We start from the raw sequence: 25,076 nt of genomic DNA on the forward strand, positions 1-25,076 counted from the left end.
GAAATCATTCATCAATTATCAACTATCATTAATCCGTCATCATCCAACTCATGCTCTCAAACCCTCCAACTCTCCAACCCTCTGACGCTCCAACCTACTCTATCAACTGCAACGGCCGTTTAGTACAACTGGACACCCCAAAAATCATGGGAATCCTCAATATGACACCGGATTCTTTCTCTGACGGCGGAAAATTCAATAATGAAAAATCAGCATTGAAACATGCAGAAAAACTTTTGAAGGACGGAGCTGAAATATTGGATATTGGTCCTCAGTCTACACGTCCCAATGCTGAATTTTTAAGCACCGAAGAGGAAATAAACAGAATAGGAAATCTGATTTCTCTGATCAAAAAAGAATTTACGGAAGCATTGATTTCTCTGGATACTTTTTATGCAGAAACAGTAAGATTCGGATTCAATGAAGGAATTGATCTGATCAATGATATCTCTGGCGGCCAGTATGATGCCAATATGTTTGATACCGCTGCTGCAACGAAACTTCCTTATATCCTGATGCATGTAAACCCTTCCTACGAAACCATGCATGATAAGATAAAGTTCGAAGATATTACACTGGAAGTGAATCATTATTTTGCTAAAAAAACAATAGAACTTTTAGAAAAAGGAGTGAATGATATCATTCTTGATCCTGGTTTTGGTTTTGGAAAAACAGTAGAAGATCAGATGAAAATGATCCATGAAGTTGAATATCTGGGATTTGGAAAATTTCCTCTTTTAATAGGTATCTCCAGAAAATCATTTATCTATAAACCTCTTGGGAAATCCCCTTTGGATATTAATGAAGAAACACAAAAACTTCACATGAAAGTTTTGGAACAGGGTGCAAAGATTTTAAGAGTTCATGATGTGGCTGAAGCAAAGAAAACATTGAACCAATTTTTACAAAAAAAATAAAAAGTGCAAAAAAACTTGTGAGTAATTAAAAAGTTTATACATTTGCAGTATGAATTTTACGAATCAGAAAAATATTATTGTCATTTCTATTATTGCTGTTGTCATTAACAACAGGAAGGAAACGGCATTTTAAATAGATTTTAATTTAAATTATATATAAAACCGTTTCAGATTATGAAACGGTTTTTTTTGTTTTTAATTTTTTATAGTATAAGAATATGTATCAGTTATTATCAGTAATTATTATCGTCATTATTATTCCCTTGCGTCTGTGAGAAGGAAGGTGTATGACTGTACATATATTGAGCCCTCTCACACTGTGAGAGGGCTTTTTTTATTCTCATTTGTTAATTTTTTAAACCTCTATAACATGTATTACAACGACGACACGACCATCTATTTTGACGGAAAATTTATGAAAGCTAAAGATGCCGGAACCGATCTGTATGGACAATCTCTTCACTATGGTTACTCTGTTTTTGAAGGAATTAAATCCTACAGCACAGATCATGGAACTCAGATTTTTAAAGCAAAAGAACACTATGAAAGACTGAAAAGATCAGCAGAGCTCATGCATATTCCTTTCGATTATTCGGTAAATCAGCTTACAGAACTTACCTATGAACTTCTGGATCGTAATGGATTTACAGATGCTTATATCCGTCCATTGGTTACGTGTTCTCCCAATATGTCTCTCTCAAAAGGACAAAAATCTTACCTGTCACTTCTTGCCTGGGAATGGAATAACGGCTATCTGGCAGATAAAATGAAAATTATGACTTCCCCTTTTCAACGTCCTAATCCTAAAGCTTTCAAGGTGGAAGCCAAAGTAGGAGGACATTATGTAAACTCAATATTAGCCTGTCAGGATGCCAAAGATAAAGGTTATGATGAAGCGTTGGTTCTGGATGAAAACGGAAATGTTGCTGAGAGTTCAGGTGCTAATGTTTTCTATGAAAAAGCCGGGGTTTTATATACCCCGGCCAAAGGAAGTATCCTTCCGGGAATTACAAGACAAACCGTGATGGAGATCTGCGGCGAGCTTGACATTCCTGTAAAAGAAACCTTTTTTAAACCTGAGGAAATGCGGGGTGCAGATGCAGGTTTTTTCTGTGGTACAGCAGCAGAAATTGTTGCCCTGGATTCACTTGATGATGTTCCTTTTACCAAAGACTGGGAAAACACTGCAAGTGGGAGAGTACAACAGGCATATTTAAAATTAGTAAGAGTTCTGTCATTGTAAATATTTTGAATTTAAATATTTGATTATCAGTTAAATGATTCTGTTTTCTTAATAATTGAATATTGTAATTTTTAGAAAAAACAAAAATGAAAAGAATATTACAAAATGTAGTTTTGGATCAAAATTTAGTAAAGAACTCTATTTGAAGAAGATGAAAAGAATAGAAAATGTAGGAAAAGTATGTTAAATAAATATTCAAAAACATTCACGCAAAATAGCGAACAACCCGCAGCCAAAGCCATGTTGTACGGGATAGGATTTACAGAAGAAGATATGCATAAGGCTCAGGTCGGAATTGCCAGCATGGGCTATGACGGTAACACTTGTAATATGCATTTGAATGATCTGGCTCAGGTGGTAAAAAAAGGGACATGGAATCATGGATTAGCCGGATTGATTTTTAACACCATCGGAGTAAGTGACGGAATGAGCAACGGAACAGATGGAATGCGCTATTCTCTGGTAAGTCGTGATGTAATTGCAGACAGTATTGAAGCCATCTGTGGAGCACAATACTACGACGGATTGATCGCATTACCAGGCTGCGACAAAAATATGCCGGGAACCATCATCGCAATGGGAAGGCTGAACAGACCATCCATCATGGTATACGGAGGAACTATTGCTCCCGGCTGCTATAAGGGTGAACAGCTTAACATTGTTTCTGCTTTTGAAGCATTGGGGAAAAAGATAGCCGGAGAAATCACTGAAGAAGATTTTGATGGAGTTGTGAAAAATTCTTGTCCCGGAGCAGGCGCATGTGGCGGAATGTATACAGCCAATACAATGGCTTCTGCCATAGAAGCATTAGGAATGAGTCTTCCGTATTCTTCTTCCAATCCTGCTTTAAGCAAAGAAAAACAGGAAGAATGCCTTGAAGCAGGAAAATATCTGAAAGTGTTACTGGAAAAAGACATTAAACCTTCGGATATCATGACCCGAAAAGCTTTTGAAAATGCGCTGCGAATGATTGTTATTCTTGGAGGAAGTACCAATGCCGTTCTGCATTTTATAGCCATGGCAAAAAGTGTAGGAGTGCCGCTTACTCAGGATGATTTCCAGAAGATGAGTGATAAAACTCCGGTGTTGGCAGATTTAAAACCAAGTGGAAAATACCTGATGCAGGATCTGTATGAGCATGGAGGAATACCATCAGTCATGAAGTATCTTTTAAACCAAGGATTATTACACGGTGATTGTTTAACAGTAACCGGAAAGACTTTAGCTGAAAATTTAGAAAATGTTCCGGATCTGGATTTCAATACTCAAAAAATTATTAAACCATTATCAGAACCTGTAAAAGAAACAGGACATCTGAGAATATTATACGGAAACCTCGCTGAAAAGGGAAGTGTAGCCAAAATTACAGGAAAGGAAGGCGAACGTTTCGTAGGTAAAGCCCGTGTATTTGATGGTGAAAAAAATCTGATCAGAGGAATTCAGGATGGAACCGTACAACATGGTGATGTTATCGTTATCCGTCATGAAGGTCCGAAAGGAGCTCCAGGAATGCCGGAAATGCTGAAACCCACCAGCGCACTGATAGGAGCAGGACTAGGAAGCAGTGTAGCCTTGATTACAGACGGAAGATTCAGCGGAGGAACCCATGGTTTCGTAGTAGGACATATCACTCCTGAAGCTCATGAAGGAGGTCTGATTGCTTTTGTAAACGATGATGACCTGATTGAAATTGATGCTGTCAACAATACCATACAGCTCAAAGTTTCAGAAGAAGAAATAGAAAGAAGAAAGAAAGGATGGCAAAAACCAGCCCTTAAAGTACAGAAAGGATTGCTTTATAAATATGCATTAACAGTATCATCAGCCGCAGAAGGCTGTGTAACAGACGAAATCACTCAATAAAAATATGGAAAACCTTAATCTATCAACAGAAATACAATTGAGCGGAAGTCGCATTATTCTTGAAGCATTTCTTCAGGAAGGGGTGAAAACCGTTTTCGGATATCCGGGAGGTGCTATTATTCCTATTTATGATGCCCTTTATGATTATAAAGAAAATCTGAAACATATACTTGTACGTCATGAGCAGGCAGCAGTACATGCAGCACAAGGTCTGGCAAGAGTCTCAGGAGAAGTCGGGGTTGTATTGGCAACAAGCGGCCCCGGAGCTACCAATCTTGTAACAGGTTTAGCGGATGCGTTATTGGATAATACACCTTTGGTCTGTATTACAGGACAGGTTTTTGAACACCTTCTCGGAACCGATGCCTTTCAGGAAATAGATGTAATGAATGTCACAAGCCCGGTTACCAAATGGAATTATCAGGTAACCGATGCCAATGAGCTTCCTGAAGTATTGGCAAAAGCATTTTACATTGCAAAATCTGGTCGTCCCGGTCCCGTACTGATTGATGTGACTAAAAATGCCCAGCTGCAGTCTGTTGATTATAAAGGATATTCTCCATGCCATTCATTGAGAAGTTATAAACCCGATCCTGATCCATGTTTTGATAGCATCGAAAAAGCGGCAGAGCTGATCAATAATGCAGTAAAACCATTTATCATCGCAGGACAGGGGATTATGCTGGGGAAAGCAGAAAAAGAGTTTCTGCAGTTTGCTGAAAAGTCAGGAATTCCGGTAGCATGGACTGTTTTAGGGATGAGTGCTATTCCTACTAACCACCCGCAAGCAGTAGGAATGGTAGGAATGCACGGAAACTATGGACCGAATATATTAACCAATGAATGCGATGTCTTAATTGCGATCGGAATGAGGTTCGATGACCGAGTGACCGGTAGACTGGATCAGTATGCAAAACAGGCCAGAATTATTCATCTGGATATTGATAATGCAGAGATCAATAAAAATGTAAAAGTAGACGTTCCGGTTCTTGGAAACTGTAAGCATACGCTTCCTCTGCTTACAGAAAAAATTATAGAGAGAGAATATCACCACTGGCATGAACGATTTAAAAAATGTCATGAAATTGAAAGCATCAATCTGATCCATACAGAACTGTATCCTGAGGAAGGTGAGATCACGATGGGAGAAGTTATCCGCCATTTGAATGAGATGACAGCAGGTGAGGCAATTATTGTAACCGATGTAGGACAGCATCAGATGGCGACGTGCCGCTATTCGCAATTTAAACATTCCCGAACCAACGTTACAAGTGGAGGATTGGGTACGATGGGATTCTGTCTTCCCGCGGCAATAGGAGCGTCTTATGCAGAAACCAACCGCCCTGTGATAGCAGTGATGGGCGATGGAGGAGCTCAGATGAATATTCAGGAACTGGGAACTATTATGCAGTATCATCCGGAAGTGAAGATTTTAATCCTGAATAATTGCTATCTGGGAATGGTAAGGCAGTGGCAGGAATTGTTTCATGAAGAAAGATATTCCTCAGTAGATATTCAGAGCCCTGATTTTGTTCAGGTAGCTAAGGGATATAATATAGCTGGGAAGAAAGTATCCGAGAGAGAAGAACTTAAGTGGGCACTTCGTGAAATGCTTGATCATAAAGGATCTTTCCTCCTTGAAGTGATGACAGGAAAAGAACACAATGTATTTCCGATGATTCCCCAGGGAAAAAGTGTTTCGGAGATTGTATTAAATAATAAAGTTTAAAAATATAAAAGATGAAAACAGATCATAAAGAATATACCATTACAGCGTATACAGAAGATTATTTAGGATTGATCAGCCGCATCAATGCTATTTTTTCAAGAAGAAGAATTTCTATGGTGACCTTCAATGTAGGACCCTCAGAAATAGAAAAAGTAAAAAAGTTTGTCATTGTAATCCGGGAAACAGAAGATTCTGTTCAGAAGATCAGCAGACAAATGGAAAAACAGGTTGACGTTCTGGAAGTACATTACCACAGAAATCCATACCTGAAGGCAGTAGAATATGCCAGCTAAATGTAAAAATTAAACATCACAATCAATAATAAATAAAATCAAAAAAAATGGCAAAATTGAATTTTGGAGGAGTAGAGGAGAACGTAGTAACAAGAGAAGAATTTCCGTTGGAAAAAGCTCAGGAAGTATTAAAGAATGAAGTCGTAGCGGTAATTGGATATGGAGTACAGGGACCGGGGCAGGCTTTAAACCAGAAAGATAATGGAATTAATGTAATTGTAGGACAGAGAAAAAACTCCAAATCATGGGATAAAGCAGTTGCAGACGGATTTGTACCAGGGGAAACTTTATTTGAAATCGAAGAAGCACTGGAAAAAGGAACTGTCATCTGCTATCTTTTGAGTGATGCCGCACAGATAGAATATTGGCCGAAAGTAAAACAGCATCTTACCCCAGGAAAAGCATTATATTTTTCTCATGGTTTCGGAATTACTTTCAGTGAGCGTACAGGAATTGTTCCTCCTGCCGATGTAGATGTATTTCTGGTAGCACCAAAAGGTTCAGGAACTTCATTGAGAAGAATGTTTCTGCAGGACAGAGGTTTGAACAGCAGTTTTGCCGTATATCAGGATGCTACAGGAAAAGCCAGAGAAAGAGTAACCGCATTAGGAATTGCGATAGGAAGCGGATATCTGTTCGAAACTGACTTTAAAAAAGAAGTATACAGCGATCTTGCCGGAGAGCGTGGAACATTGATGGGAGCTGTTCAGGGAATATTTGCAGCCCAGTATGATGTATTGAGAAAAAACGGACACAGCCCTTCCGAAGCATTTAACGAAACCGTAGAAGAATTAACCCAGTCATTAATGCCGTTGGTAGCAGAAAACGGAATGGACTGGATGTATGCCAATTGCAGTACAACCGCTCAAAGAGGAGCTTTGGATTGGTGGAAGCGTTTCAGAGATGCTACCTCGCCTTTGTTTGAAGAACTATATGACAACGTAGCTAAAGGAAACGAAGCACAACGTTCTATCGACAGCAACAGTAAACCGGATTATCGTGAAAAATTAGAAGCTGAACTTACAGAGCTGAGAGAAAGCGAAATGTGGAAGGCTGGTAAGACGGTACGAAGCCTGAGACCCGAAAACAATTAATTACTAAACAGATAATGAAAGAGGAAGTAAGTTCCTTCGTTTTAGAGAATGTTTATAAAGCGGAGGAACGATTAAAAGATGTAGTGGTAAAAACACCTTTAGCTGTCAATAATAATCTGTCAGCCATTTATGAATCGAATATCCGTTTTAAAAGAGAAGATCTTCAGAGAGTAAGATCCTATAAAATAAGAGGAGCCTATAATAAGATGGCTACCATGTCTGAGGAAGAACTTTCAAAAGGTGTTGTTTGTGCCAGTGCAGGAAATCATGCTCAGGGTGTTGCTTTTGCATGTCAGAGCATGAAGATTAAAGGAACTATTTTCATGCCTTTGCCAACTCCCGGACAAAAGCTTGAACAGGTAAAAATGTTTGGTGGAGAATACATAGACGTTATTCTTTTCGGAGATACTTTTGATGCTGCGAAAGATGCTGCGATGAGGTTTTGTAAAGATCACAACAGTGTATTTATTCATCCATTTGATGATCCTGCTATTATTGAAGGACAGGCTACAACGGCACTTGAGATTCTGGAACAGTCAGAAGGTCTAGTTGATTATCTTTTTGTTCCGATAGGTGGTGGTGGACTGGCAGCAGGAGTCTGTACTGTATTTCAGCATCTGTCTCCGCAAACAAAAATTATTGGTGTAGAACCCTCCGCAGCAGCAAGCATGAAAAAAGCCCTTGAAAAAGGGGAACCTGTTCTTCTCGAAAAGATAAGCCGTTTTGTAGACGGTGCAGCCGTACAACAAGTGGGAGATCTTACTTTTGAACGCTGTAAAAATATCCTGTATGATATGGCTACTGTAGATGAAGGACTGGTCTGCGAAACCATATTGTCGTTATACAATAAAGACGCTATTGTGGTGGAACCGGCGGGAGCCCTTTCAGTGGCTGTATTGGAAAAATACAGAGAGGAAATAAAAGGTAAAAATGTAGTGTGCATCATCAGCGGAAGCAATAATGACATTACCCGTATGGAAGAGATCAAAGAGAAAGCATTATTACATGCAGGATTAAAGCACTATTTCCTGGTCAGATTTCCACAGCGTCCCGGGGCATTGAAAGCTTTTGTAATGAATGTACTCGGTCCTGATGACGATATTACTTATTTCGAGTATACCCAGAAAAACTCAAAAGAAAAAGGAATTGCAGTCGTAGGAATTGCTCTGAAACAAAATAAAGATTTCACGACATTGATCGATAAGATGAAGCAGCATGATTTCTTTGTCAACTATCTGAACAATGATCCTTCTCTGATGAATTTGCTTATCTAAAATTTTTTTAATAGTTCCAAATCATATTCAATATTAAAGTATTTCGTATTTCAGATTCTAAAAACACAATGATGAAAAAAGCTTCACACTCTGTGAAGCTTTTTTGTTTTTAGCACTGTCAAATGACATAAGAAACTGAAGCGTTAAGAAAATGAATCCTGTGAACGTTAAAAAAATCTATTGTTTGAGTATGGGGCAACCTGTAATTCTAAACATAGACCGTTTCCGCACGAGTTTAGAGTTTTTAGAAAACAGATTTCATTTTTAGCTGAAGTTTCTAAATCTTGAATTTTTGATTCTTTTTATAGATTATCTTTCAAGCGAAAAATTCGAAATTACTTTCGGACGTTCGGCTTCATTAGCCACTTTCCAGGATGTTCTATACATCCATTCAGTCATTTTATAAAGCTTTTTATAATTGATATTTTCAGATTCATCCTGTGGAGTATGATACTGATCGTGCAATACACTGGTGAAGAATATGGCAGGAATCCCTATTTTAGCATACGGAAGGTGATCACTCCTGAAATAAAAATATTCAGCATGGCTTGGAGAATCCCAATCTTTCAGATATTTGAATTTTGTACTTTCATTATTGGCATCTTCAGCCATTTTTACCAGCTCTTCAGAATTTTTGTGAGGAGCATTTCCTCCTAATAAGGCAGCTTCATTATTGTCATTTCTTCCAATCATATCACCATTCAGAACAGCTACTATTTTCTCTTTTGGAACTACAGGGTGTGCTGCATGCCATCTTGAGCCCAGCAATCCTCTCTCTTCAGCGCCATGGAAAACAAACAGGATACTTCTTTTTCCCGGTTGTTTTTTATAAGCTCTGGCCATTGCTAACATAGCAACGCAAGTACTTGCATTATCATCAGCACCGTTGTAGATGGTATCGTTCTTTACAGGATGTCTGATCCCGTCATGATCCTGATGTCCGCTCAGCAAAACATATTCATTTTTAAGAACAGGATCTGTTCCTTCTATTTTTCCGATAATATTTACTGAAGGATATTTATAAGTTTCAGTGATCAGGTTCAGAGAAGCTTTAGGATTGTTTTTTACCCAGCCTGAATTTTCTCTTTTGATCCACAAAACAGGGATATTATTTGTGATTTTCTCTCTTAATCCTTCTACGCCGTAGCTTCCTCTTGTCATTTGAGGCAATACTTCTACCCAGCTTTGTTCGGAAGTATCATCGGTGATGAAAATAATTGCTTTTGCTCCCAGCTGAAAAGCTTTATCGTAATATTTATTTCTTACAAATCCGGGATATCTTCTTACAAAAAGGGTCATATCTTTTGAAATGTTTTTGTCAGAAGCATTTACTGCAAGAACTTTTCCTTTGATATCCAGTTTTGCAAGATCTTCAGGTTCTGCGTTTCCGGCATATACAATTTCAGCATCTAATGAAGCGTTTACAGGTTCAGCGACAAGGAAATCTTTCCATAATTTCAAACTGGTATTTCCAATTTTCAGATTACTTTGTGGAATCACCTGATGTCTGTACATATCGAAGAACTGGAAAAAAGTTCCGTTATCTCCGGCGGGTTTCATTCCTGCTTCTTTGGCTTTGTCAGCCAACCACATAGAAACTTTCAATTCATCCAGAGTTCCGGCTTCACGGCCCCAGAACTGATCGGCAGCAAGCTGATACATATCGGTACGAAGATCAGATTCTTTGATGGCAGAAACCAAAGGTTTTTTATAATTCTGAGCATTTCCAAAGGCAAATAAAAAAAGCCCAAGGAGAGAGAGAACGTAATTTTTATTCATAAGAACTCTTAATTGAAGTTAGCTAATTTCTCTGAAAATTGTTTTGAAAACTCCTTTCTGTCTTCTTCCAGTTTTTCCTGTGTAGAAGGTAAAATATAATTAAAAAGGATTTTGTCTTCATTGTCCAAAAAGATAATTTCCTTTTCATTTCCATCAATCATCTGTGAGAAAATCTCCCACATCGGAGTGTCTTTTAATTTTAATAATTCAAAAAACTGTTCTGCTTTGATTTCGATTTTCTGCATGTTCTTTTTATATATTGTCGTTGAATATTTCTGAATTCTGATTCAAAAATAAAGATTTTGTATGGTAAAGAGCATTAAAACTCAAGAAACTTCAGCTTAAACTGGATGGCAAAGTTTTCTTTGAAATGCGGAGTTGCATAATAACCCACTCTGTAGAATAAGCCCAGATTAAAATAACTGGAAAGGAAATTGTTCCACTCCAGCCCAACTTCCTGATAGAGATGATCTAATTTTCTGAACTTAAACTGGTGGTATTCCGGATGTTTCATATCTCCGATAGTTCCTCTTAAGACAAAATCAAAACTGGAAACATTGTGTCCGAAACTTTTGAAATACCAGGGAAGTTTGTGCGTAAAGTAGTACGCGACGAATCTGTCGTTATAATATTTTCCTCCCTCCAGGGTTGCAAACCCAAGGTAAGAAGTAAGGTTAAAATTAAAATCTTTACCCGGAGAAGCCAGTCCGTTCATCGTAAAGTTTTTCCAGATAGGTGCTCCACCCAGAACAAGACCTCCGTACAATCTGAAACCTGTAGTCCCGATTGGTGTTTTAAAATTATGAACAAATAAGGCGTCAAAACGGGAGTAATTAAAATCTCCCTGCAGTATTTTGTAACTCTGCTCATAATTAAAATACAGCTCAGGATATTTCTGATCAATCAGAGATTTCCCCTGCGGAGTCATAATATTGGTAGAATTCGGGGAATATTTTAAGGTAAAAAGGGTATTGAAATTTCGGTACGAAGTTCCTCTGTCTCTGAACTGATAATCGAATTCAGCCTCTTCTGTATTTCTTCTTACAGCAAGGGCCACGGTAAGTCCGTTGGTGACATCGTTCAGATAAGATAATGACATTCCTTTAAAGTGAAAATATCGGTCATTATTTAAATTATTCCCGAAGTTCATCATTCTCATCTTAAAATTCCACAGCTTTCGGTTGAATTCTCCTGAAGCCGTTACATCATCATACACCTCAAATCTGAAAAATGAGTTTTTCTCCAGAGTGGTTTTCATGTCAAGACCCATTCCATACTTCCATTTTCTGTCTTTCATACCGTATGCAAAATAGTAGTCTGGTGAAAAATAAGGGTTGAAATTTTCATTCAGCTTGGCTTTTAAACCTAATCTGAAACCTTCGTAGGAGTTATAGTTTACAATTTCATCTACAGCAAAGTCTACAGAACCTACTCTGATCTGTCCGTTCAGTAATCCCGATAAAATCTGGGCTTTGCTGTCTATTTTATATTTTTTTCCTAAACTGTCGATCGTTGTATAGGTATTTTTTTCCCTTTCGGTAAGAGGATCGGTTCTATATTGGTCCAGAGAATGTCCGTCAATATTTTTTACAGAGAAAGTATAGCCTTTGAAGTCTTTTGGGTTCTCTTCAATAGGAGCCTCGAAATCAAAATATTTTGAGGTAAGAAAAGCGTAGGTGCCAAAACTTTTTTTGTCTTTCTTATCATCAGCATGCACTTTGTCGTCCATAGCCATTTTACCCATTTTAAGCTTGGCTTTTTCGTGGGCAAGGAACCATTTGTTATTATAAAATACCCAGGTACTGGTGATAATTCCGTCGTTTTTGTTTTTACTGAAATTTTCAATTTTTTTGAGCCCGTACGTTTCGGTATCTACATAAATAGCACCGTTGTACTTTCGTTTTCTGTCTGGTTTTTTGTAATTCACCTCACGAAAACGGATCACAAAGTTTTTTCTCCCGTCCAGAGTAACAGTATCTGAAAGAAAAAATCTGTACAGTCCTCTGTTTTCTGGTTTTATCTGTTCCGGAACAACATCCCTGTTACTTTGCTGAAGAGCGATCATTTCATAGATAGGCTGCTTCAGTCCGGAAATTCTGTTGTCCAGAATATTGATCTTTTCCCCATACTTTTTGGAATATAAAAACTCCTGGGCTCTTTCCCAAAGGAAGAGCTTACTTTTTGAAAATATCTTTCTTGCAGTGATGTTATTCAGAGAGTCTTTTTCTCTTTTTTTCTTGAAAATATTAAGATCATTAAAATACTGATTAAACTGAGAAAGACTGTCTTCATCAATATCCAAAGAAATTTTTTCGTAGGATTTATAAGAATAAGATCCTAAGCTTTTGGGTGAGTTTTCGTTAAATAGTTTATTGACTTTTCTTAGAATTTCCAGAGCTCTGGGATCACTTTTATCTTCAATAACAACGGCTTCAATATTGGTGGTCTTTGAAGTTTTTTTAAGCAGGGAAACCTCCATACTGCTTTCCACGGTAATGGTTTCTTTCTGATAAGAATCAGCATCTATATCAATATTTTTACATCCTGTTTTAAACTCCAGAATACCTTGTTCATTGGTATATCCGATAACTGTATTGTCACAGGATACTTTTGCTTTAAAGACAGGTTTTTGACTGGCGTCATCCACAATCTTAATTTTTGTTTGTGAATACCCCAAAAAGCAGATCAGAAAAAATATTAACAGTAAACCCCTTTTCATGTAAAAAAACTACGTCAAAAATAATGATATTTATTCTTGTAGAAAAGTTTTTAACAGAGTATAACATTGATTTAATCTAATGTTTCTATGGATTTTTTCCAAAGCAGCTCAAAGGATAAAATTGTTCAGATAGTCTTTCTGTATTTACGGATATTTACCAATAGAAAAACTCCTGAAGGGTTCATATTCAGGAGTTTTAATTGTTTTTTCTTTTTGTGTTTTAGAATCGTCTTTTACTGATCATTGAGCGCTTTCATGAATTCAATGATATCATCTATTTCTTTATCGGTAAGCTGTAACGGAGCATCAGAAAGGGTCTGGTTTTCTACTTTAAATCCAAAAGCTTTTCCGCCACCTTTGTTGTAAAAATTCATCACTTCTTTCAATGTTTTGTACCCTCCATTGTGCATATAAGGAGCTGTTTTTTGAATGTTTCGAAGAGTTGGTGTTTTGAAGGAATGCTGTAATGAAGAAACCGTTTCATGGAATTTTCCTCTTCCAGGATCATTATCAAATGTTTTATTCTCTGTATTCACTGCCACACCCAATATTTCCTGCTCAGTTTTTTTGAAATTCGGAGGCACTGTACCATTGAATAAAGGAAGAAAATGACAGATCGCACACTGGGCTTTTCCAACAAAAAGATTAAATCCTTGCTTTTGATTTTCTGTCATTGCTGATTTATTCCCTCTCATGTATTCATCAAAATTAGAATTGAATTTTGCCAGCGAACGAATATAGCTTGCCAATACATTTTGCAGCTGCCAAACCTCTGTTTTTTGAGAATGATAAATCTTTTTGAATGCTGCCAGATAGTTTTTATCCTGATTAATTTTGGTAAGAATGACATTCAGATCACCGTGCATTTCTTCTTTATTGGAAATCACATCCGAACTCTGTCCTTCCAGGTCATCCTTTCTCATATCCCAAAACTGGCCATGCTGATACCCAGCATAATTGAGTGAAGGCGTATTTCTCGCCAGTTCTGAATTTTCAAGGGACATGGCTTTGGCAAGTCCGTCTGTAAATGCTTTCTCGGGAATATGGCATGTTGCACAGCTTCGGTTATTGCTGTTGGATAATATTTTGTCATTAAAAAGCTGATGTCCAAGAGCTGCCTTTTCTTTAGAGTAGGCATATTCTTTTCCTGGAGTGAAAGCATTAGGATTAAAAGCATTTTTACTAAAAAAAGTAGCTGCATTTTTGTTTAAAGCAGTGGTTACTTCAACATCCGGAATGTTCTCCTGATCTTTAAAATCAAGCATCAAAGCGGTGATCTTGTTCAAATGATCCGGAATGAAATTGACATAATCAAATGTATTTTTGTCTGTGCTTTTCTTCAGAATTTCAATGGTTGAACTGATCTCTGCCACGATACTTTTTAAGGCTTTATTTTCCGAACGGTCAGTAGAGATCTGTTCCAAAGTTTCTTTTATTCCTTGCAGAGAAGAAGGCATTTCCTCTAAAAATACTCCTGAGATTGGTGTGTCAAAACCTGAAATTCCTAAGCTGGAAATTCTGAAAGCTTCCTGTCTTAAGGCATCAAAAACCTGATCTCTACTGATCGTAATAACCTGAAAGTTAGTTTCTATAGTATTGCTTTTATTGATGAGCTTATTGAGCATTCTGATCACTTCCTCTTTGTTCGTTTTGTCATAAGGATAAAACATCTCTTCCAAAACCTGTAATCCTTCCGGTTCTATTTCGGTGTGTTCATCCATTTCTATTTCAGGAAGGGCAGGCCCGTTGATAAATCTCGCAGAGTGGGGCAGGAAGTATTCTACAGCCCATTCCATTGTTTTGTAGGTTTTTCGGATATCATGAAATTTTTCCTGAAGAAGTTTTCCATCAGCATTTTTAGAAACCAGAGTTTTCAGTTCGTTAATTTGCTTTTCGAAATCTGCATTGGTTTTGATAATCCTGTTTTTGACAGAACCAAGATCTTCGTATACCGGCTGCGGCTTATCGTTTTTACAGTAATAAAGGGTAAAAAGTGCTGCTGCACAGTATAGAAAAAGAAGTATTGGGTATTTTGAAAGCTTATTCATAGGTATGAAAAAGTATCAACAGAGATTTTCTATTGATACTTTAATTGGATATGAAGGAATTAAAACTATTTTTCTACGTTTCTGATGATTACAATCTGTCCACCTTCTTTATTGGTGTTGATTCCTGAACCGTCAGGATTTTTGAATTTATCCAGTTGCCATGTATGAGAATGGATATTCACAGAGAAAGTATTCGGAATTCCGATGATGTCTGAAATATCAACCATTGCCCCAAATTCCCATGAACCAAACTTCTGAAGATCTCCGGATTGGTTGTAAGCCGTCTGCCATGCAGTATCACTTCTGTTGTGTCTCATATTCAGCCATGGCTTGTATTGTTTTGTAGCAATATTCAGCTGCCAGATATAAGAATCATGGTTGGCATTTTTGTAATAAGAATCTCCGTCTTCCTGGATGTACACAAAGTTTTCAGTTACACATAGGTTGTCCGGGTTGATAAGGTTATTTCCAGGATTGGAATCTCCTTCTGCTACCACCTCTAATTTTCCTGTCAGCATATTGTTAGAGTTCAAAACAAGTTTGTAAACTCTTCCCCACATGGTTAATCCTGCTTTTGGATTCACACCATCAGAAGATTCTCCTGTAGCGGTAAAGTAAATTTCTCTTCCCTTTCCTGCTCCTTTTCTGTAATCAACATCTTCCACTCTTGAAAAACGAATGGCATTATTATCAATATTTTTCTGATTGATCTGAGCTCCTGTAAGGTTTTTAGCATTCGGAATTTCCACGAATTCTACATCGTAGCTGCTTCCTTTTGTCATATCGGTTTCAGTATAGTTGCTGTTGGTTCTTTTCAAAGAATACAACTTACCGTTATCCAAATCTCCCTGCGTATCGGCTACATACATAATCAATTGTCCTGCAGACTGGTGAGAAGATGAATAAGACTGATCTTCACCAATGATGATATAAGATTTTCCGTTAGAAACATCTTTAGGAAGCGGAACTGCATTTTCCATTGAAGCCTTTCCTAAAGCTGGTTTTACTCTTGTTTTATCTGTTGCCTGAGATACTGGAGCCAGTGGATTCAAGGCATGAACCATACTTTCTTCACCTGATTCTCCTGCTGTAAGGAATGCACTGAAACCATGAATTTCAGGAGTGGCCAATGTAGCAGAACATAATCTTGTCATTCCTCCTGTTCCGTTTAAAATATATTCTCCTTTTACAGGCTTAAACGTTTTGTCTAAATATACTCTGGATACCGATTGCTTGATCTCGTGGTTAGTGATCATCAAGTAGCCATCAGAGTTGGGATCTTTCATAAGACCCATTCCGTCCGGCTGACCTCCGAAAACGAAATCCGGAGAACCTGAAAGAACATCAGAACTTGAGATAAGGGTTGTAATATTTAAATTTTCAAAACCTTGCATTCCATAAACGAAAGCAGGCTCTTTAGAAAAATTTTCAATCTTGATTTTGTCATTGGTTGGGGTGTTGGAATCCCCGTTATTGTCATCATTACAGCCTTGAAAAACAATCGCTGTAAGGAATAGAGCTCCAATAGTTTTGTTAATTTTCATAATTATATTTTTTGAATTTCGATTACGACAAAACTAAAGGTCTAGTGTTAACTAAGCTTTAAGAAGACAAAACAAATAGTTTAAGATTAAGTGATGATTTGTTAAGGTAAGGTCAATAATTAGAACGGATATAAATAAAAAAAACTTTGATGAAAATCTGAGTCATAAAGAATGGGATTTTATAAAGCAGAGACGCTAAGGTTTCTGTCCATCTACTTTTTCGTTCGCAAAGGCATTCTATAGCGAAAAACGAAATCATTTCATAGCTGAGTGTAACGCCTTTGCGAACGTAAATATTGATGATAGCATGAGCGTTTCTTTGTGATCCTTAGCATTAAATAAAACATATATTTGGTTTCCTAAATTATTTTAATTTCCCACAGATTACACGAATTACACAGATGTTTATGGAAAACTAGATCGGAGTATGATTTGTACACAAGCTTCGTCAGGATCAATGAAGTTGATTCCAATCTTTGCCTCCTGAAATATAAAGTAATATAGAAAATACTTTGCATCGAAAAATATGATATACAATAAAAACAACCCCGGCTGTCTCAATTCTGAGACAGCCGGGGCTAAAATTTATTATAGAGCTTTCTATTTTAGATATTCAAAGCTTTCTGGTAAGCGTTTTCTATACCTTCAAGGTTTTTGCCACCTGCCGTTGCAAAACCAGGGTTTCCTCCACCACCACCTTGGATTTCTTTTGCAAGGTCTTTTACGATAGCTCCAGCCTGATAATCTGCTGCAAGATCATCAGAAACCCCAACGGTAATCATTGGTTTTCCGTCTGCATCAGAAAGAATAATCGTCACTGAAGACGGGATCTCTCTCTTCAGTTGGAATACGATATCTTTTACAGAACCTGCATCCAGAGAAGTTTTCTTTACAAGAAGCTGCTTGTTGCCTTTTTGCTCATAAGCATTCTTCCATTCTCCGATTTCTCCTTTTGCTTTCTCCTTTTTATGAGCATCTACTTCAGCTTTCAATGAAGCATTTTCTTCGATGAGTTTCTCGATAGATCTTACTACATCTTTCGATTTTAGCAGTTGAGAAAGTTCAATGATCTGCTTTTCAAGATTGTTGAAATATTCTTCAGATTTATCTCCTGAAATAGCCTCAATTCTTCTGATTCCCGCTGCTGCAGAACCTTCAGAAGTGATTTTGAAATGACCGATTTCGCTGGTGTTTTTCACGTGAGTTCCTCCACAAAGTTCTTTTGAACTTCCAAATTGGATCATTCTCACACTGTCACCATATTTTTCACCAAACAAAGCCATTGCTCCTTTTTCCAGAGCTTCCTGAATCGGAATATTTCTGAACTCCTGCAAAGCAATACTTTCTTTGATTTTTTTGTTTACTTTTTCTTCAATTAATGCCAGTTCTTCCTCAGTCATTTTGTTGAAATGAGAGAAGTCAAAACGCAAGTAATCAGGACCTACATAAGAACCTTTCTGCTCTACGTGAGTTCCTAAAACATCTCTTAAAGCTTCATGCAAAAGGTGAGTCACAGAGTGGTTAGCCTGAGAATTCTTTCTGTCAGAAGCATTTACTTTCGCATAGAAAACAGCACCTGCATCCTTTGGAAGTCCACTGATCAATGAAATAATCAATCCGTTTTCTTTTTTAGTTTCCAGTACTTCAAAGCTTTCAACAGCATTTTCAAGAACACCTTTATCTCCAACCTGTCCACCTCCTTCAGGATAGAAAGGAGAGTTGCTTAATACCACCTGGTAAAATTCTCCGTCTTTGTTTTCTACCTTTCTGTATCTTGTAATATAGGTTTCAGATTCAATCTGGTCATATCCTACAAATGTTTCAGGTTTTGATTCAAGGTTTACCCAGTCATATACTTTCTGAGCAGAATCAGCTTTTGAACGAAGCTTTTGTTTCTCCATTTCAGCTTTGAAACCTGCTTCATCAATCGTTAATCCTTTTTCTTCAGCAATAATTCTTGTTAAATCATCAGGGAAACCATAAGTATCATACAATTCAAAAACTTCTTCGCTAGGTAATACTTTCTGATTATCTGCAATAGTCTGCTGGATTAGTTTTTCTACTCTGATCAGACCATTTTCAATTGTTTTTAAGAATGAATCTTCTTCACTTTTGATCACTTCAGCAACCAGTTTTCCTTGTTTTTCAAGTTCCGGGAAGAAAGCTCCCATTTGTTCCTGCAGAACAGCAACCAATTTGTAAAGGAAAGGTTCTTTCATTCCTAAGAATCGGTAAGAATAAGAAATTCCTCTTCTTAAAATCCTTCTAATTACATAACCTGCACCTCCATTGGATGGTAATTGTCCGTCTGCAATAGCAAAAGAAACTGCTCTGATGTGGTCTACCACAACACGGATGGCAATATCTTTTTCGTCTTCTAAAATTCCCGTATATTTTTTACCTGAAAGTTCTTCAACTTTAGAAATAAGCGGAGTGAAAACATCGGTATCATAGTTGGAAGACTTCCCTTGAAGTGCCATACACAGACGCTCAAAACCCATTCCCGTATCTACGTGCTGAGCAGGAAGTTTCTCTAAAGATTTATCTGCCTTTCTGTTGAATTCCATGAAAACCAGATTCCATACTTCCACAACTTGCGGATGGTCGTTATTTACCAACTCAAGTCCTGAAATTTTAGCCTTCTCTTCCGGTGTTCTCAAGTCAACATGGATTTCTGAACACGGTCCGCATGGTCCGCTTTCACCCATTTCCCAGAAGTTATCTTTTTTATTTCCGTTGATGATTCTGTCCTCTGAAATGTGAGATTTCCAGAAGTCATAAGCATCCTGGTCTCTTTCCAGATTTTCTGAAGCATCCCCTTCAAAAATCGTTACGTATAAATTTTCTTTTGGAATTCCGTATACTTCAGTCAGTAATTCCCAGGCAAAAGCAATAGCCTCTTTTTTGAAGTAATCCCCGAAAGACCAGTTTCCCAACATTTCAAACATAGTATGGTGGTAAGTATCTCTACCTACATCATCCAGGTCATTGTGCTTCCCGGAAACTCTCAGACACTTTTGGGTATCGGCAATTCTAGGGGCGGTAGGTGTTTTGTAGCCAAGGAAGAAATCCTTGAACTGCGTCATTCCGGAGTTGGAAAACATAAGGGTAGGGTCGTCTTTCAGCACAATAGGAGCTGAAGGAACGATCAAGTGCTCCTTACTTTTAAAATAATCTAAAAATTTTTGACGTATCTCTTGTGATGTCATAGTATTGCTTTTGCTTTTTTAAATATCAAATTTTTGATAAGATGCAAATTTAAGATTTTTAAGCGATTTGTAATAATTTTATGCTATGTTTTGAATGATAACGAGTTTAGCTAATGGATGTGTGGTAATTCTAAGTTTTCAAAACCTAGAAGGTTTGTAATGGCAGTTTTGTAATGACTGTAATCAAATAATAATCTATCTAATTTTGTAATTTCCCATTTAACTTCCTACCTTCGTTGCGATCTGAAAAAAGACAAAAAACACTTCCAATGACTAAAGATGAAGAATTGAAAAACTGGATAGAACAATATTCAGGACCGCTTTTGAAGCGGGCACTGTACGTTCTTTCAAATAAAGAAGATGCACAGGATGTGGTTCAGGAAGTTTTTCTTGCAGCTTACTCAGCTTATGATTCTTTTGAAGGGAAAAGTCAGGCATTGACCTGGCTGATGGGTATTCTGAACAGGAAAGTTGCAGATTTTTACAGGAAAAAATATAAATCTGAACCGAATATCAGGCTCGATCATTTTTTTGATGAAACAGGATCCTGGAAAAATAATGATGTTTTAAATGACTGGAATGTCTCAGGGGATGGAGATGAGCTTTTAGACAGTGCAGACTTTAATAAAACATTGGAGGAATGTATCGAAGAATTGCCCTCCAGATGGAAGATCCTGCTTAAAATGTATTATATCGAAGAAAAAAAAGCACCGGAAGTCAGTCAGGAATTAAAAGTTTCTACGACTAATCTTTGGAAGATTTTGCAAAGAAGCCGAATGCAGTTGAGAGAATGTCTGGAGTTTAACTGGTTTTCAAAATCATAAGAGAAATGATAAGAAGAATACTACATAAATTATTTTTACCATGCAGTGAAGCTACTTTACTGATGGAAAAAAGGAACGCCCAATCCATTTCTTCCAGAGAAAACAGGATGCTGAGCATGCACCTGATGATCTGCAAATGGTGCAGAATGTACAATGAAAAGCTGGCACTTCTGGATAAAGTGTTTAAAAAGAAATTTTCTGAAGAGAAAACCGAAATTAATGATTCTGAAATTCAGGACTTTAAAAACAAAATGATCGATAAATTAAATTTCTAAAAAAATTTCTGTCAGGATTTTAAAAATGCTCCGACTATACTTTTGAAAACAATAAAGTATTCATTTAAAATCTTAAAAATATGGTCGGAACAGTACAGGAATCTAAAAATCAATTAACCCGAATCGGGTATTATATCTCGCTTTTCGGAGCAGCACTTATTTTACTGTGGATTGGCATCTTCAAATTTACCCCTACAGAAGCCGCTGCGATAAAACCTTTGGTGGAAAACCATTTCTTAACTTTTTTCGTATATAAGATTATGAGCGTCCAGGCAGTGTCAAATCTTATCGGAACGATAGAAATTATCATTGCATTACTCCTGATATTTAGTGCGAAATTTGCTGTATTAAAAAAGTATGCAGGGATAGGAATGATGGTAACTTTTCTAGTAACATTAAGCTATTTATTTACAACACCGGGAATATGGAAAATAGTGGACGGAGTGCCTGTGACGGATTTCTTTATTTTAAAAGATCTCATGCTTTTAGGATTTGGATTCATGATCGTTCAAAATAATAAGTAATGAAAAAAAAGGTAAATATGAAAAATATATTCATTGTACTCGGAATCATTCTGGGTATAGCAGTATTTGCTGCGGGATCAGGGCTTTTTAAGAAAACTAAGCCTAATGTAGTGGAAATTAAAAAAGAAAATGAGAAAATTATGGATAACAAAAACGTTAGAGAGATTTATTTTGCAGGTGGATGTTTCTGGGGAACAGAACATTTTTTTCAACAAATTCGTGGTGTTGTAGGAACAGAAGTGGGTTATGCCAACGGAAATACCCAAAATCCTACGTATGAAGAGGTGGTAAGCCATACAACAGGTTTTGCAGAAACCGTAAAAGTAAAATATGATCCTGAACAGGTAGATCTGAAACTGTTGATTGATTTATATTTTAAAACTATTGATCCTACAAGCAAAGATCAGCAGGGAAATGACAGAGGAAACCAATACAGAACGGGAATCTATTTCACCAATAAAACAGATGAAGCTGTGGTAAAAGATGAAGTTCTGAAACTGGCAAAAAATTATAACAAGCCATTGCTTGTAGAAACAATTCCATTGAAAAATTTCTACAAAGCAGAAGATTATCATCAGGATTATCTGGATAAAAATCCAGGCGGATATTGTCACATTGAACCAGGACTTTTTGAAATGGCGAAAAAAGCCAATCCGCTTCCAAAACCAGCTTATCATAAACAGGATAAAAAAGTTTTAAAGGAAAAACTGACTGCAGAGCAATATAATGTCACTCAGGAAAACGGTACAGAAAGACCTTTCCAGAATGAATACTGGAATGAAACCCGTGAAGGAATTTATGTAGATATTACCACCGGAGAACCTTTGTTTATTTCTACTGATAAATTTGAATCCGGATGTGGATGGCCAAGTTTCTCAAAACCTATTACAAAGGCTTTGATTGACGAAAAACTGGATCGTACCCATGGTATGGATAGAGTAGAAGTAAGAAGTAAAACAGGTGATGCCCATTTGGGACATGTCTTTACAGATGGACCGCAGGATAAAGGAGGACTTCGCTACTGTATCAACAGTGCTTCGCTGAAATTTATTCCTAAAGCCGAAATGGAAAGTAAAGGATACGGAAAATATCTTCCGTTGTTAGATAAAAAGTAATGTGAAAGGAAGGCTGCCCAATGGCAGCCTTTTATTTTTAAAACTAATGATGCAGCTGAAATCGTTCTTTAATGCTGAGCATAGAAATATTCACAAATAATAGAAAGCCAAAAATCACATAAAATGACTGTTTGGGAAGATCAGGCAGATATTGTAAAGTATCGAATCCCTTATAATTGCGTTCTTCTTTAGAATAGATGGTTTCAGATTCAGTTCCACAAATATTATCATAACCTCTTTCAATTTTATTCGCGTCTTTATAAAAATGAAGTGCAAAAAAATGACCTGTTTTCTCCATATCAACACTAAATGCATCCTGTTTTGAAATTGACATAGCATCCATTAAAGCGATGAAATCCTGATAGCTATTGTTATCGTTAATGATAAATTCTATTCCAGATTTTTCCTCATTTCTTGACTGCAATTTTTTAAGTTCTGAGACATACAATTTCTGATTTTGCAGAGCCGTATTAGGGGAGACAATTATCTTTTTATAATTCCAATTTCTGTAAGGCTCAAAAGTATTGTCAAAAGGTCTATTGGGTCTGACTTTCGACGGAAGCCCAAGATCCATTACACTATAGGGTGGGTGAACCCTCTGATTTCCATAATACCAGAATAAAACAGGAATCAGCACGGCACTGATTAATCCGGGTACGTAGAATATTTTTTTCATGGTTAGTTTTTGAAAAAGCAGAATGAAAATATTAAGCCAAAAAAAGTGATCCGAAACCGAACCACTTAAAAAGAATCTTTAAATATTTTAATTTTTAAATCTTTACATTCTAAATATCACCATCTACCAATCCCTTTTTCTAAGAATCCAGTACGATACGAATATAAAAATAACACACCACACCAGGCAAGCGATAAGGCTTTCTGTAGGGTAGTGGAATTCATATTTTAATCCCATCATTTTTGCCATATCCAGTCTGATCATTGGATTGGGAATAAGGTTGGACATACTTTCCAGCGGTAAAAGATGCGAAATGAAAAAATCATTCTGAAGAACCTCATTTCTTTGAGGTCCCTGCATTCCTTTTACTTTTGAATAGACTTCAAGAGCCTTTAAAATTCCCTCACCAATCCAGAAAATAAAGAGAGCAAGAAATACAAAGACAGATTTTCTCAACAAAATGGAAAGGAACATGAGGAAACAGAAGAACGTAAATAATTTTACCAGATAATTTCCAATGAAGAAAATCTCAGCAAAAACTTTTGTAGATTCCGTTGTATTCGAATATTGATATCCCAGAAACAAAGTAATTCCCAATACAATTGCCGTTGAAACAATGGTGAAAATACTTATCGTCAGCAATTTTGAAGTGATGAATTCCTTTCTGCTTAATCCATCAATTGTATTCTGTTTGAACATTCGGTTGCTGAATTCCTGCGAAATGGAAAAAACAATAATCAGTCCCAGGAAAATTTTCAACAAAGCAACAATCCATGTCGTAAAATTCCAGATTTCCGGGAAATTATAAATACCCTGTTCTTTTAAATTAATCGTTCCTCCGAAAATATCAAAGTCAACCAATCCAATGAAAAGCAGCGCAATAAGAATGGCGAAATAGAGTATGGTGAAAACCTTAAACGGTTGGTAGTTCAGGTTTTTGTAGTATTCCAGTTTTAATAATTTGATCATGATTAATTAGTGTTTTTTACAAGTTCAAGGAATTGAGATTCAAGAGATAGCTTTTTCTTGGTCAAATGGGAAAGATAGATTCCTTTCTCTGCCAGTTTCTGGTTCATGGCTGAAGCAGAAACAGAAGCATCATCACGGATCTGAGCTTTGATAAGATCACCTTCCTGATTGATGGAAGAGAACCACTGAAGCTCGTTAAGAGCACTTAAAAGCAGTGTGTTATTATCTGCTTTTAGTTCAAAATACCCATTATTGGAAGTCATTTCATCCACTCGGCCACAGTAAATAGAATTTCCTTCTTTTAATACAATGACATGGCTACAGATTTTTTCAATTTCATCTAGAAGGTGGCTTGCAATGATAATGGTGATTCCCTGTTTGGCAATATCGCTGATGATTTCTCTGATCTGAATGATGCCTTCAGGATCCAGCCCGTTAGTCGGTTCGTCCAATATCATTACCTCAGGATTATTCAGCATAGCAGAAGCAATAGCCAAACGTTGTTTCATTCCCAGGGAAAAGGTTTTGAAAGTATCTTTTCTCCTTTCGTACAGATTAACGGTTTTCAGAACGTCGTCAATCCTTGAATAGGGAGTATTTTTAATTTCTGCCACAATTTTAAGATTGGTCTCGGCACTTAAATAAGGATAAAAGTTAGGCTGTTCGATAATTGCTCCGATCTTTTTCAAGGTATCAGGATCAGTTCCTTTTTTGCCAAACCAAAACCAGTCTCCGCTGGTAGGATTGATGGTTGAAAGCAGCATTCCGAAAGTAGTGGATTTCCCACTTCCGTTCGGACCTAATAGGCCATAAACATTTCCTCTTTCGACATCAAAAGAGATATTGTTGACCACAACTCTTTTGAATTTCTTCGTCAAATTTTTTACTGATAAAATCTTTTCCATGTAATTTGTTTTACATAGTAGTAGTCTATATAAATTAGAGAATGTTACAGAATTATCATAAATCAATATTAATTTA

At 36.9% G+C, this 25,076-nt stretch carries 20 protein-coding genes; 11 read left to right on the forward strand and 9 right to left on the reverse strand.

The window, feature by feature from the left end; translation table 11 throughout:
- The first annotated feature begins 146 nt into the window (after positions 1 to 146).
- The 7 genes from folP to ilvA all read left to right on the forward strand — a co-directional run bounded on the left by folP (position 147) and on the right by ilvA (position 8,413).
- Positions 147 to 917, forward strand: coding sequence for a dihydropteroate synthase (gene folP, locus BUE84_RS06695; protein WP_185117021.1), 771 nt, complete (start codon positions 147 to 149; stop codon positions 915 to 917).
- A gap of 370 nt (positions 918 to 1,287) precedes the next feature.
- Positions 1,288 to 2,160: a branched-chain-amino-acid transaminase gene (gene ilvE, locus BUE84_RS06700; RefSeq protein ID WP_079240965.1), complete on the forward strand. Its 873-nt coding sequence runs from the start codon at positions 1,288 to 1,290 to the stop codon at positions 2,158 to 2,160.
- 180 nt (positions 2,161 to 2,340) lie between these two features.
- On the forward strand, positions 2,341 to 4,023 hold the full coding sequence (gene ilvD / locus BUE84_RS06705; RefSeq protein ID WP_079240966.1) for a dihydroxy-acid dehydratase: 1,683 nt from the start codon (positions 2,341 to 2,343) through the stop codon (positions 4,021 to 4,023).
- 4 nt (positions 4,024 to 4,027) lie between these two features.
- Positions 4,028 to 5,752, forward strand: a complete 1,725-nt coding sequence (gene ilvB, locus BUE84_RS06710) for a biosynthetic-type acetolactate synthase large subunit (protein WP_079240967.1) — start codon at positions 4,028 to 4,030, stop codon at positions 5,750 to 5,752.
- An 11-nt stretch (positions 5,753 to 5,763) separates the two neighbouring features.
- Positions 5,764 to 6,045: a hypothetical protein gene (locus BUE84_RS06715; RefSeq protein ID WP_079240968.1), complete on the forward strand. Its 282-nt coding sequence runs from the start codon at positions 5,764 to 5,766 to the stop codon at positions 6,043 to 6,045.
- 47 nt (positions 6,046 to 6,092) lie between these two features.
- The gene (gene ilvC / locus BUE84_RS06720) at positions 6,093 to 7,139 is read left to right on the forward strand and encodes a ketol-acid reductoisomerase (RefSeq protein ID WP_034692308.1); all 1,047 of its coding nucleotides are present in this window, start codon (positions 6,093 to 6,095) and stop codon (positions 7,137 to 7,139) included.
- Positions 7,140 to 7,153: 14 nt separating this feature from the next.
- Complete coding sequence (gene ilvA, locus BUE84_RS06725; protein ID WP_079240969.1) at positions 7,154 to 8,413, forward strand: threonine ammonia-lyase; 1,260 nt, start codon at positions 7,154 to 7,156, stop codon at positions 8,411 to 8,413.
- A 309-nt stretch (positions 8,414 to 8,722) separates the two neighbouring features.
- Here ilvA and BUE84_RS06730 read toward each other — a convergent pair whose 3' ends face one another.
- The 6 genes from BUE84_RS06730 to alaS all read right to left on the reverse strand — a co-directional run bounded on the left by BUE84_RS06730 (position 8,723) and on the right by alaS (position 19,712).
- A complete protein-coding gene (locus BUE84_RS06730; RefSeq protein WP_079240970.1) occupies positions 8,723 to 10,192 on the reverse strand; it encodes a M20/M25/M40 family metallo-hydrolase in 1,470 nt (489 codons plus the stop codon).
- An 8-nt stretch (positions 10,193 to 10,200) separates the two neighbouring features.
- Positions 10,201 to 10,437: a hypothetical protein gene (locus BUE84_RS06735; protein ID WP_034697514.1), complete on the reverse strand. Its 237-nt coding sequence runs from the start codon at positions 10,435 to 10,437 to the stop codon at positions 10,201 to 10,203.
- Positions 10,438 to 10,511: 74 nt separating this feature from the next.
- Positions 10,512 to 12,839: a hypothetical protein gene (locus BUE84_RS06740; protein ID WP_238594380.1), complete on the reverse strand. Its 2,328-nt coding sequence runs from the start codon at positions 12,837 to 12,839 to the stop codon at positions 10,512 to 10,514.
- 305 nt (positions 12,840 to 13,144) lie between these two features.
- Positions 13,145 to 14,959: a cytochrome-c peroxidase gene (locus BUE84_RS06745; RefSeq protein WP_079240972.1), complete on the reverse strand. Its 1,815-nt coding sequence runs from the start codon at positions 14,957 to 14,959 to the stop codon at positions 13,145 to 13,147.
- 65 nt (positions 14,960 to 15,024) lie between these two features.
- Entirely contained in the window at positions 15,025 to 16,503 is a 1,479-nt protein-coding gene (locus BUE84_RS06750; protein ID WP_079240973.1) for an alkaline phosphatase PhoX, read from the reverse strand.
- A 605-nt stretch (positions 16,504 to 17,108) separates the two neighbouring features.
- Complete coding sequence (alaS, locus tag BUE84_RS06755; RefSeq protein ID WP_079240974.1) at positions 17,109 to 19,712, reverse strand: alanine--tRNA ligase; 2,604 nt, start codon at positions 19,710 to 19,712, stop codon at positions 17,109 to 17,111.
- A 269-nt stretch (positions 19,713 to 19,981) separates the two neighbouring features.
- On the opposite strand from alaS, the gene BUE84_RS06760 reads away from it, so the two are divergent.
- The 4 genes from BUE84_RS06760 (at position 19,982) to msrB (ending at position 22,450) form a co-directional block, all read left to right on the forward strand.
- The gene (locus BUE84_RS06760; RefSeq protein ID WP_079243873.1) at positions 19,982 to 20,536 is read left to right on the forward strand and encodes a sigma-70 family RNA polymerase sigma factor; all 555 of its coding nucleotides are present in this window, start codon (positions 19,982 to 19,984) and stop codon (positions 20,534 to 20,536) included.
- A gap of 5 nt (positions 20,537 to 20,541) precedes the next feature.
- Positions 20,542 to 20,811 (forward strand): hypothetical protein, encoded by a 270-nt coding sequence (locus BUE84_RS06765; protein WP_079240975.1) that lies wholly within the window; start codon positions 20,542 to 20,544, stop codon positions 20,809 to 20,811.
- Between the two features lie 80 nt (positions 20,812 to 20,891).
- Positions 20,892 to 21,335, forward strand: coding sequence for a DUF417 family protein (locus BUE84_RS06770; protein ID WP_079240976.1), 444 nt, complete (start codon positions 20,892 to 20,894; stop codon positions 21,333 to 21,335).
- A 17-nt stretch (positions 21,336 to 21,352) separates the two neighbouring features.
- Positions 21,353 to 22,450, forward strand: a complete 1,098-nt coding sequence (gene msrB, locus BUE84_RS06775) for a peptide-methionine (R)-S-oxide reductase MsrB (RefSeq protein WP_099049876.1) — start codon at positions 21,353 to 21,355, stop codon at positions 22,448 to 22,450.
- A gap of 43 nt (positions 22,451 to 22,493) precedes the next feature.
- Here msrB and BUE84_RS06780 read toward each other — a convergent pair whose 3' ends face one another.
- The 3 genes from BUE84_RS06780 to BUE84_RS06790 form a co-directional block, all read right to left on the reverse strand.
- On the reverse strand, positions 22,494 to 23,126 hold the full coding sequence (locus tag BUE84_RS06780; RefSeq protein WP_079240977.1) for a hypothetical protein: 633 nt from the start codon (positions 23,124 to 23,126) through the stop codon (positions 22,494 to 22,496).
- A 123-nt stretch (positions 23,127 to 23,249) separates the two neighbouring features.
- Positions 23,250 to 24,095, reverse strand: coding sequence for an ABC transporter permease (locus BUE84_RS06785; protein ID WP_079240978.1), 846 nt, complete (start codon positions 24,093 to 24,095; stop codon positions 23,250 to 23,252).
- Between the two features lie 2 nt (positions 24,096 to 24,097).
- Entirely contained in the window at positions 24,098 to 25,000 is a 903-nt protein-coding gene (locus BUE84_RS06790) for an ABC transporter ATP-binding protein (RefSeq protein ID WP_079240979.1), read from the reverse strand.
- Between the last annotated feature and the right edge of the window lie 76 nt (positions 25,001 to 25,076).

This window comes from Chryseobacterium indologenes, assembly GCF_002025665.1.
Taxonomy (GTDB): Bacteria; Bacteroidota; Bacteroidia; order Flavobacteriales; family Weeksellaceae; genus Chryseobacterium; species Chryseobacterium metallicongregator.

What these genes read in the sequence shown, in the direction of transcription:
- folP (WP_185117021.1), top strand. Translation starts at nt 147, where the DNA reads ATGGGAATCCTCAATATGACACCGGATTCTTTCTCTGACGGCGGAAAA.
- ilvE (WP_079240965.1), top strand. Translation starts at nt 1,288, where the DNA reads ATGTATTACAACGACGACACGACCATCTATTTTGACGGAAAATTTATG.
- ilvD (WP_079240966.1), top strand. Translation starts at nt 2,341, where the DNA reads ATGTTAAATAAATATTCAAAAACATTCACGCAAAATAGCGAACAACCC.
- ilvB (WP_079240967.1), top strand. Translation starts at nt 4,028, where the DNA reads ATGGAAAACCTTAATCTATCAACAGAAATACAATTGAGCGGAAGTCGC.
- BUE84_RS06715 (WP_079240968.1), top strand. Translation starts at nt 5,764, where the DNA reads ATGAAAACAGATCATAAAGAATATACCATTACAGCGTATACAGAAGAT.
- ilvC (WP_034692308.1), top strand. Translation starts at nt 6,093, where the DNA reads ATGGCAAAATTGAATTTTGGAGGAGTAGAGGAGAACGTAGTAACAAGA.
- ilvA (WP_079240969.1), top strand. Translation starts at nt 7,154, where the DNA reads ATGAAAGAGGAAGTAAGTTCCTTCGTTTTAGAGAATGTTTATAAAGCG.
- BUE84_RS06730 (WP_079240970.1), bottom strand. Translation starts at nt 10,192, where the DNA reads ATGAATAAAAATTACGTTCTCTCTCTCCTTGGGCTTTTTTTATTTGCC.
- BUE84_RS06735 (WP_034697514.1), bottom strand. Translation starts at nt 10,437, where the DNA reads ATGCAGAAAATCGAAATCAAAGCAGAACAGTTTTTTGAATTATTAAAA.
- BUE84_RS06745 (WP_079240972.1), bottom strand. Translation starts at nt 14,959, where the DNA reads ATGAATAAGCTTTCAAAATACCCAATACTTCTTTTTCTATACTGTGCA.
- BUE84_RS06750 (WP_079240973.1), bottom strand. Translation starts at nt 16,503, where the DNA reads ATGAAAATTAACAAAACTATTGGAGCTCTATTCCTTACAGCGATTGTT.
- alaS (WP_079240974.1), bottom strand. Translation starts at nt 19,712, where the DNA reads ATGACATCACAAGAGATACGTCAAAAATTTTTAGATTATTTTAAAAGT.
- BUE84_RS06760 (WP_079243873.1), top strand. Translation starts at nt 19,982, where the DNA reads ATGACTAAAGATGAAGAATTGAAAAACTGGATAGAACAATATTCAGGA.
- BUE84_RS06765 (WP_079240975.1), top strand. Translation starts at nt 20,542, where the DNA reads ATGATAAGAAGAATACTACATAAATTATTTTTACCATGCAGTGAAGCT.
- BUE84_RS06770 (WP_079240976.1), top strand. Translation starts at nt 20,892, where the DNA reads ATGGTCGGAACAGTACAGGAATCTAAAAATCAATTAACCCGAATCGGG.
- msrB (WP_099049876.1), top strand. Translation starts at nt 21,353, where the DNA reads ATGAAAAATATATTCATTGTACTCGGAATCATTCTGGGTATAGCAGTA.
- BUE84_RS06780 (WP_079240977.1), bottom strand. Translation starts at nt 23,126, where the DNA reads ATGAAAAAAATATTCTACGTACCCGGATTAATCAGTGCCGTGCTGATT.
- BUE84_RS06785 (WP_079240978.1), bottom strand. Translation starts at nt 24,095, where the DNA reads ATGATCAAATTATTAAAACTGGAATACTACAAAAACCTGAACTACCAA.
- BUE84_RS06790 (WP_079240979.1), bottom strand. Translation starts at nt 25,000, where the DNA reads ATGGAAAAGATTTTATCAGTAAAAAATTTGACGAAGAAATTCAAAAGA.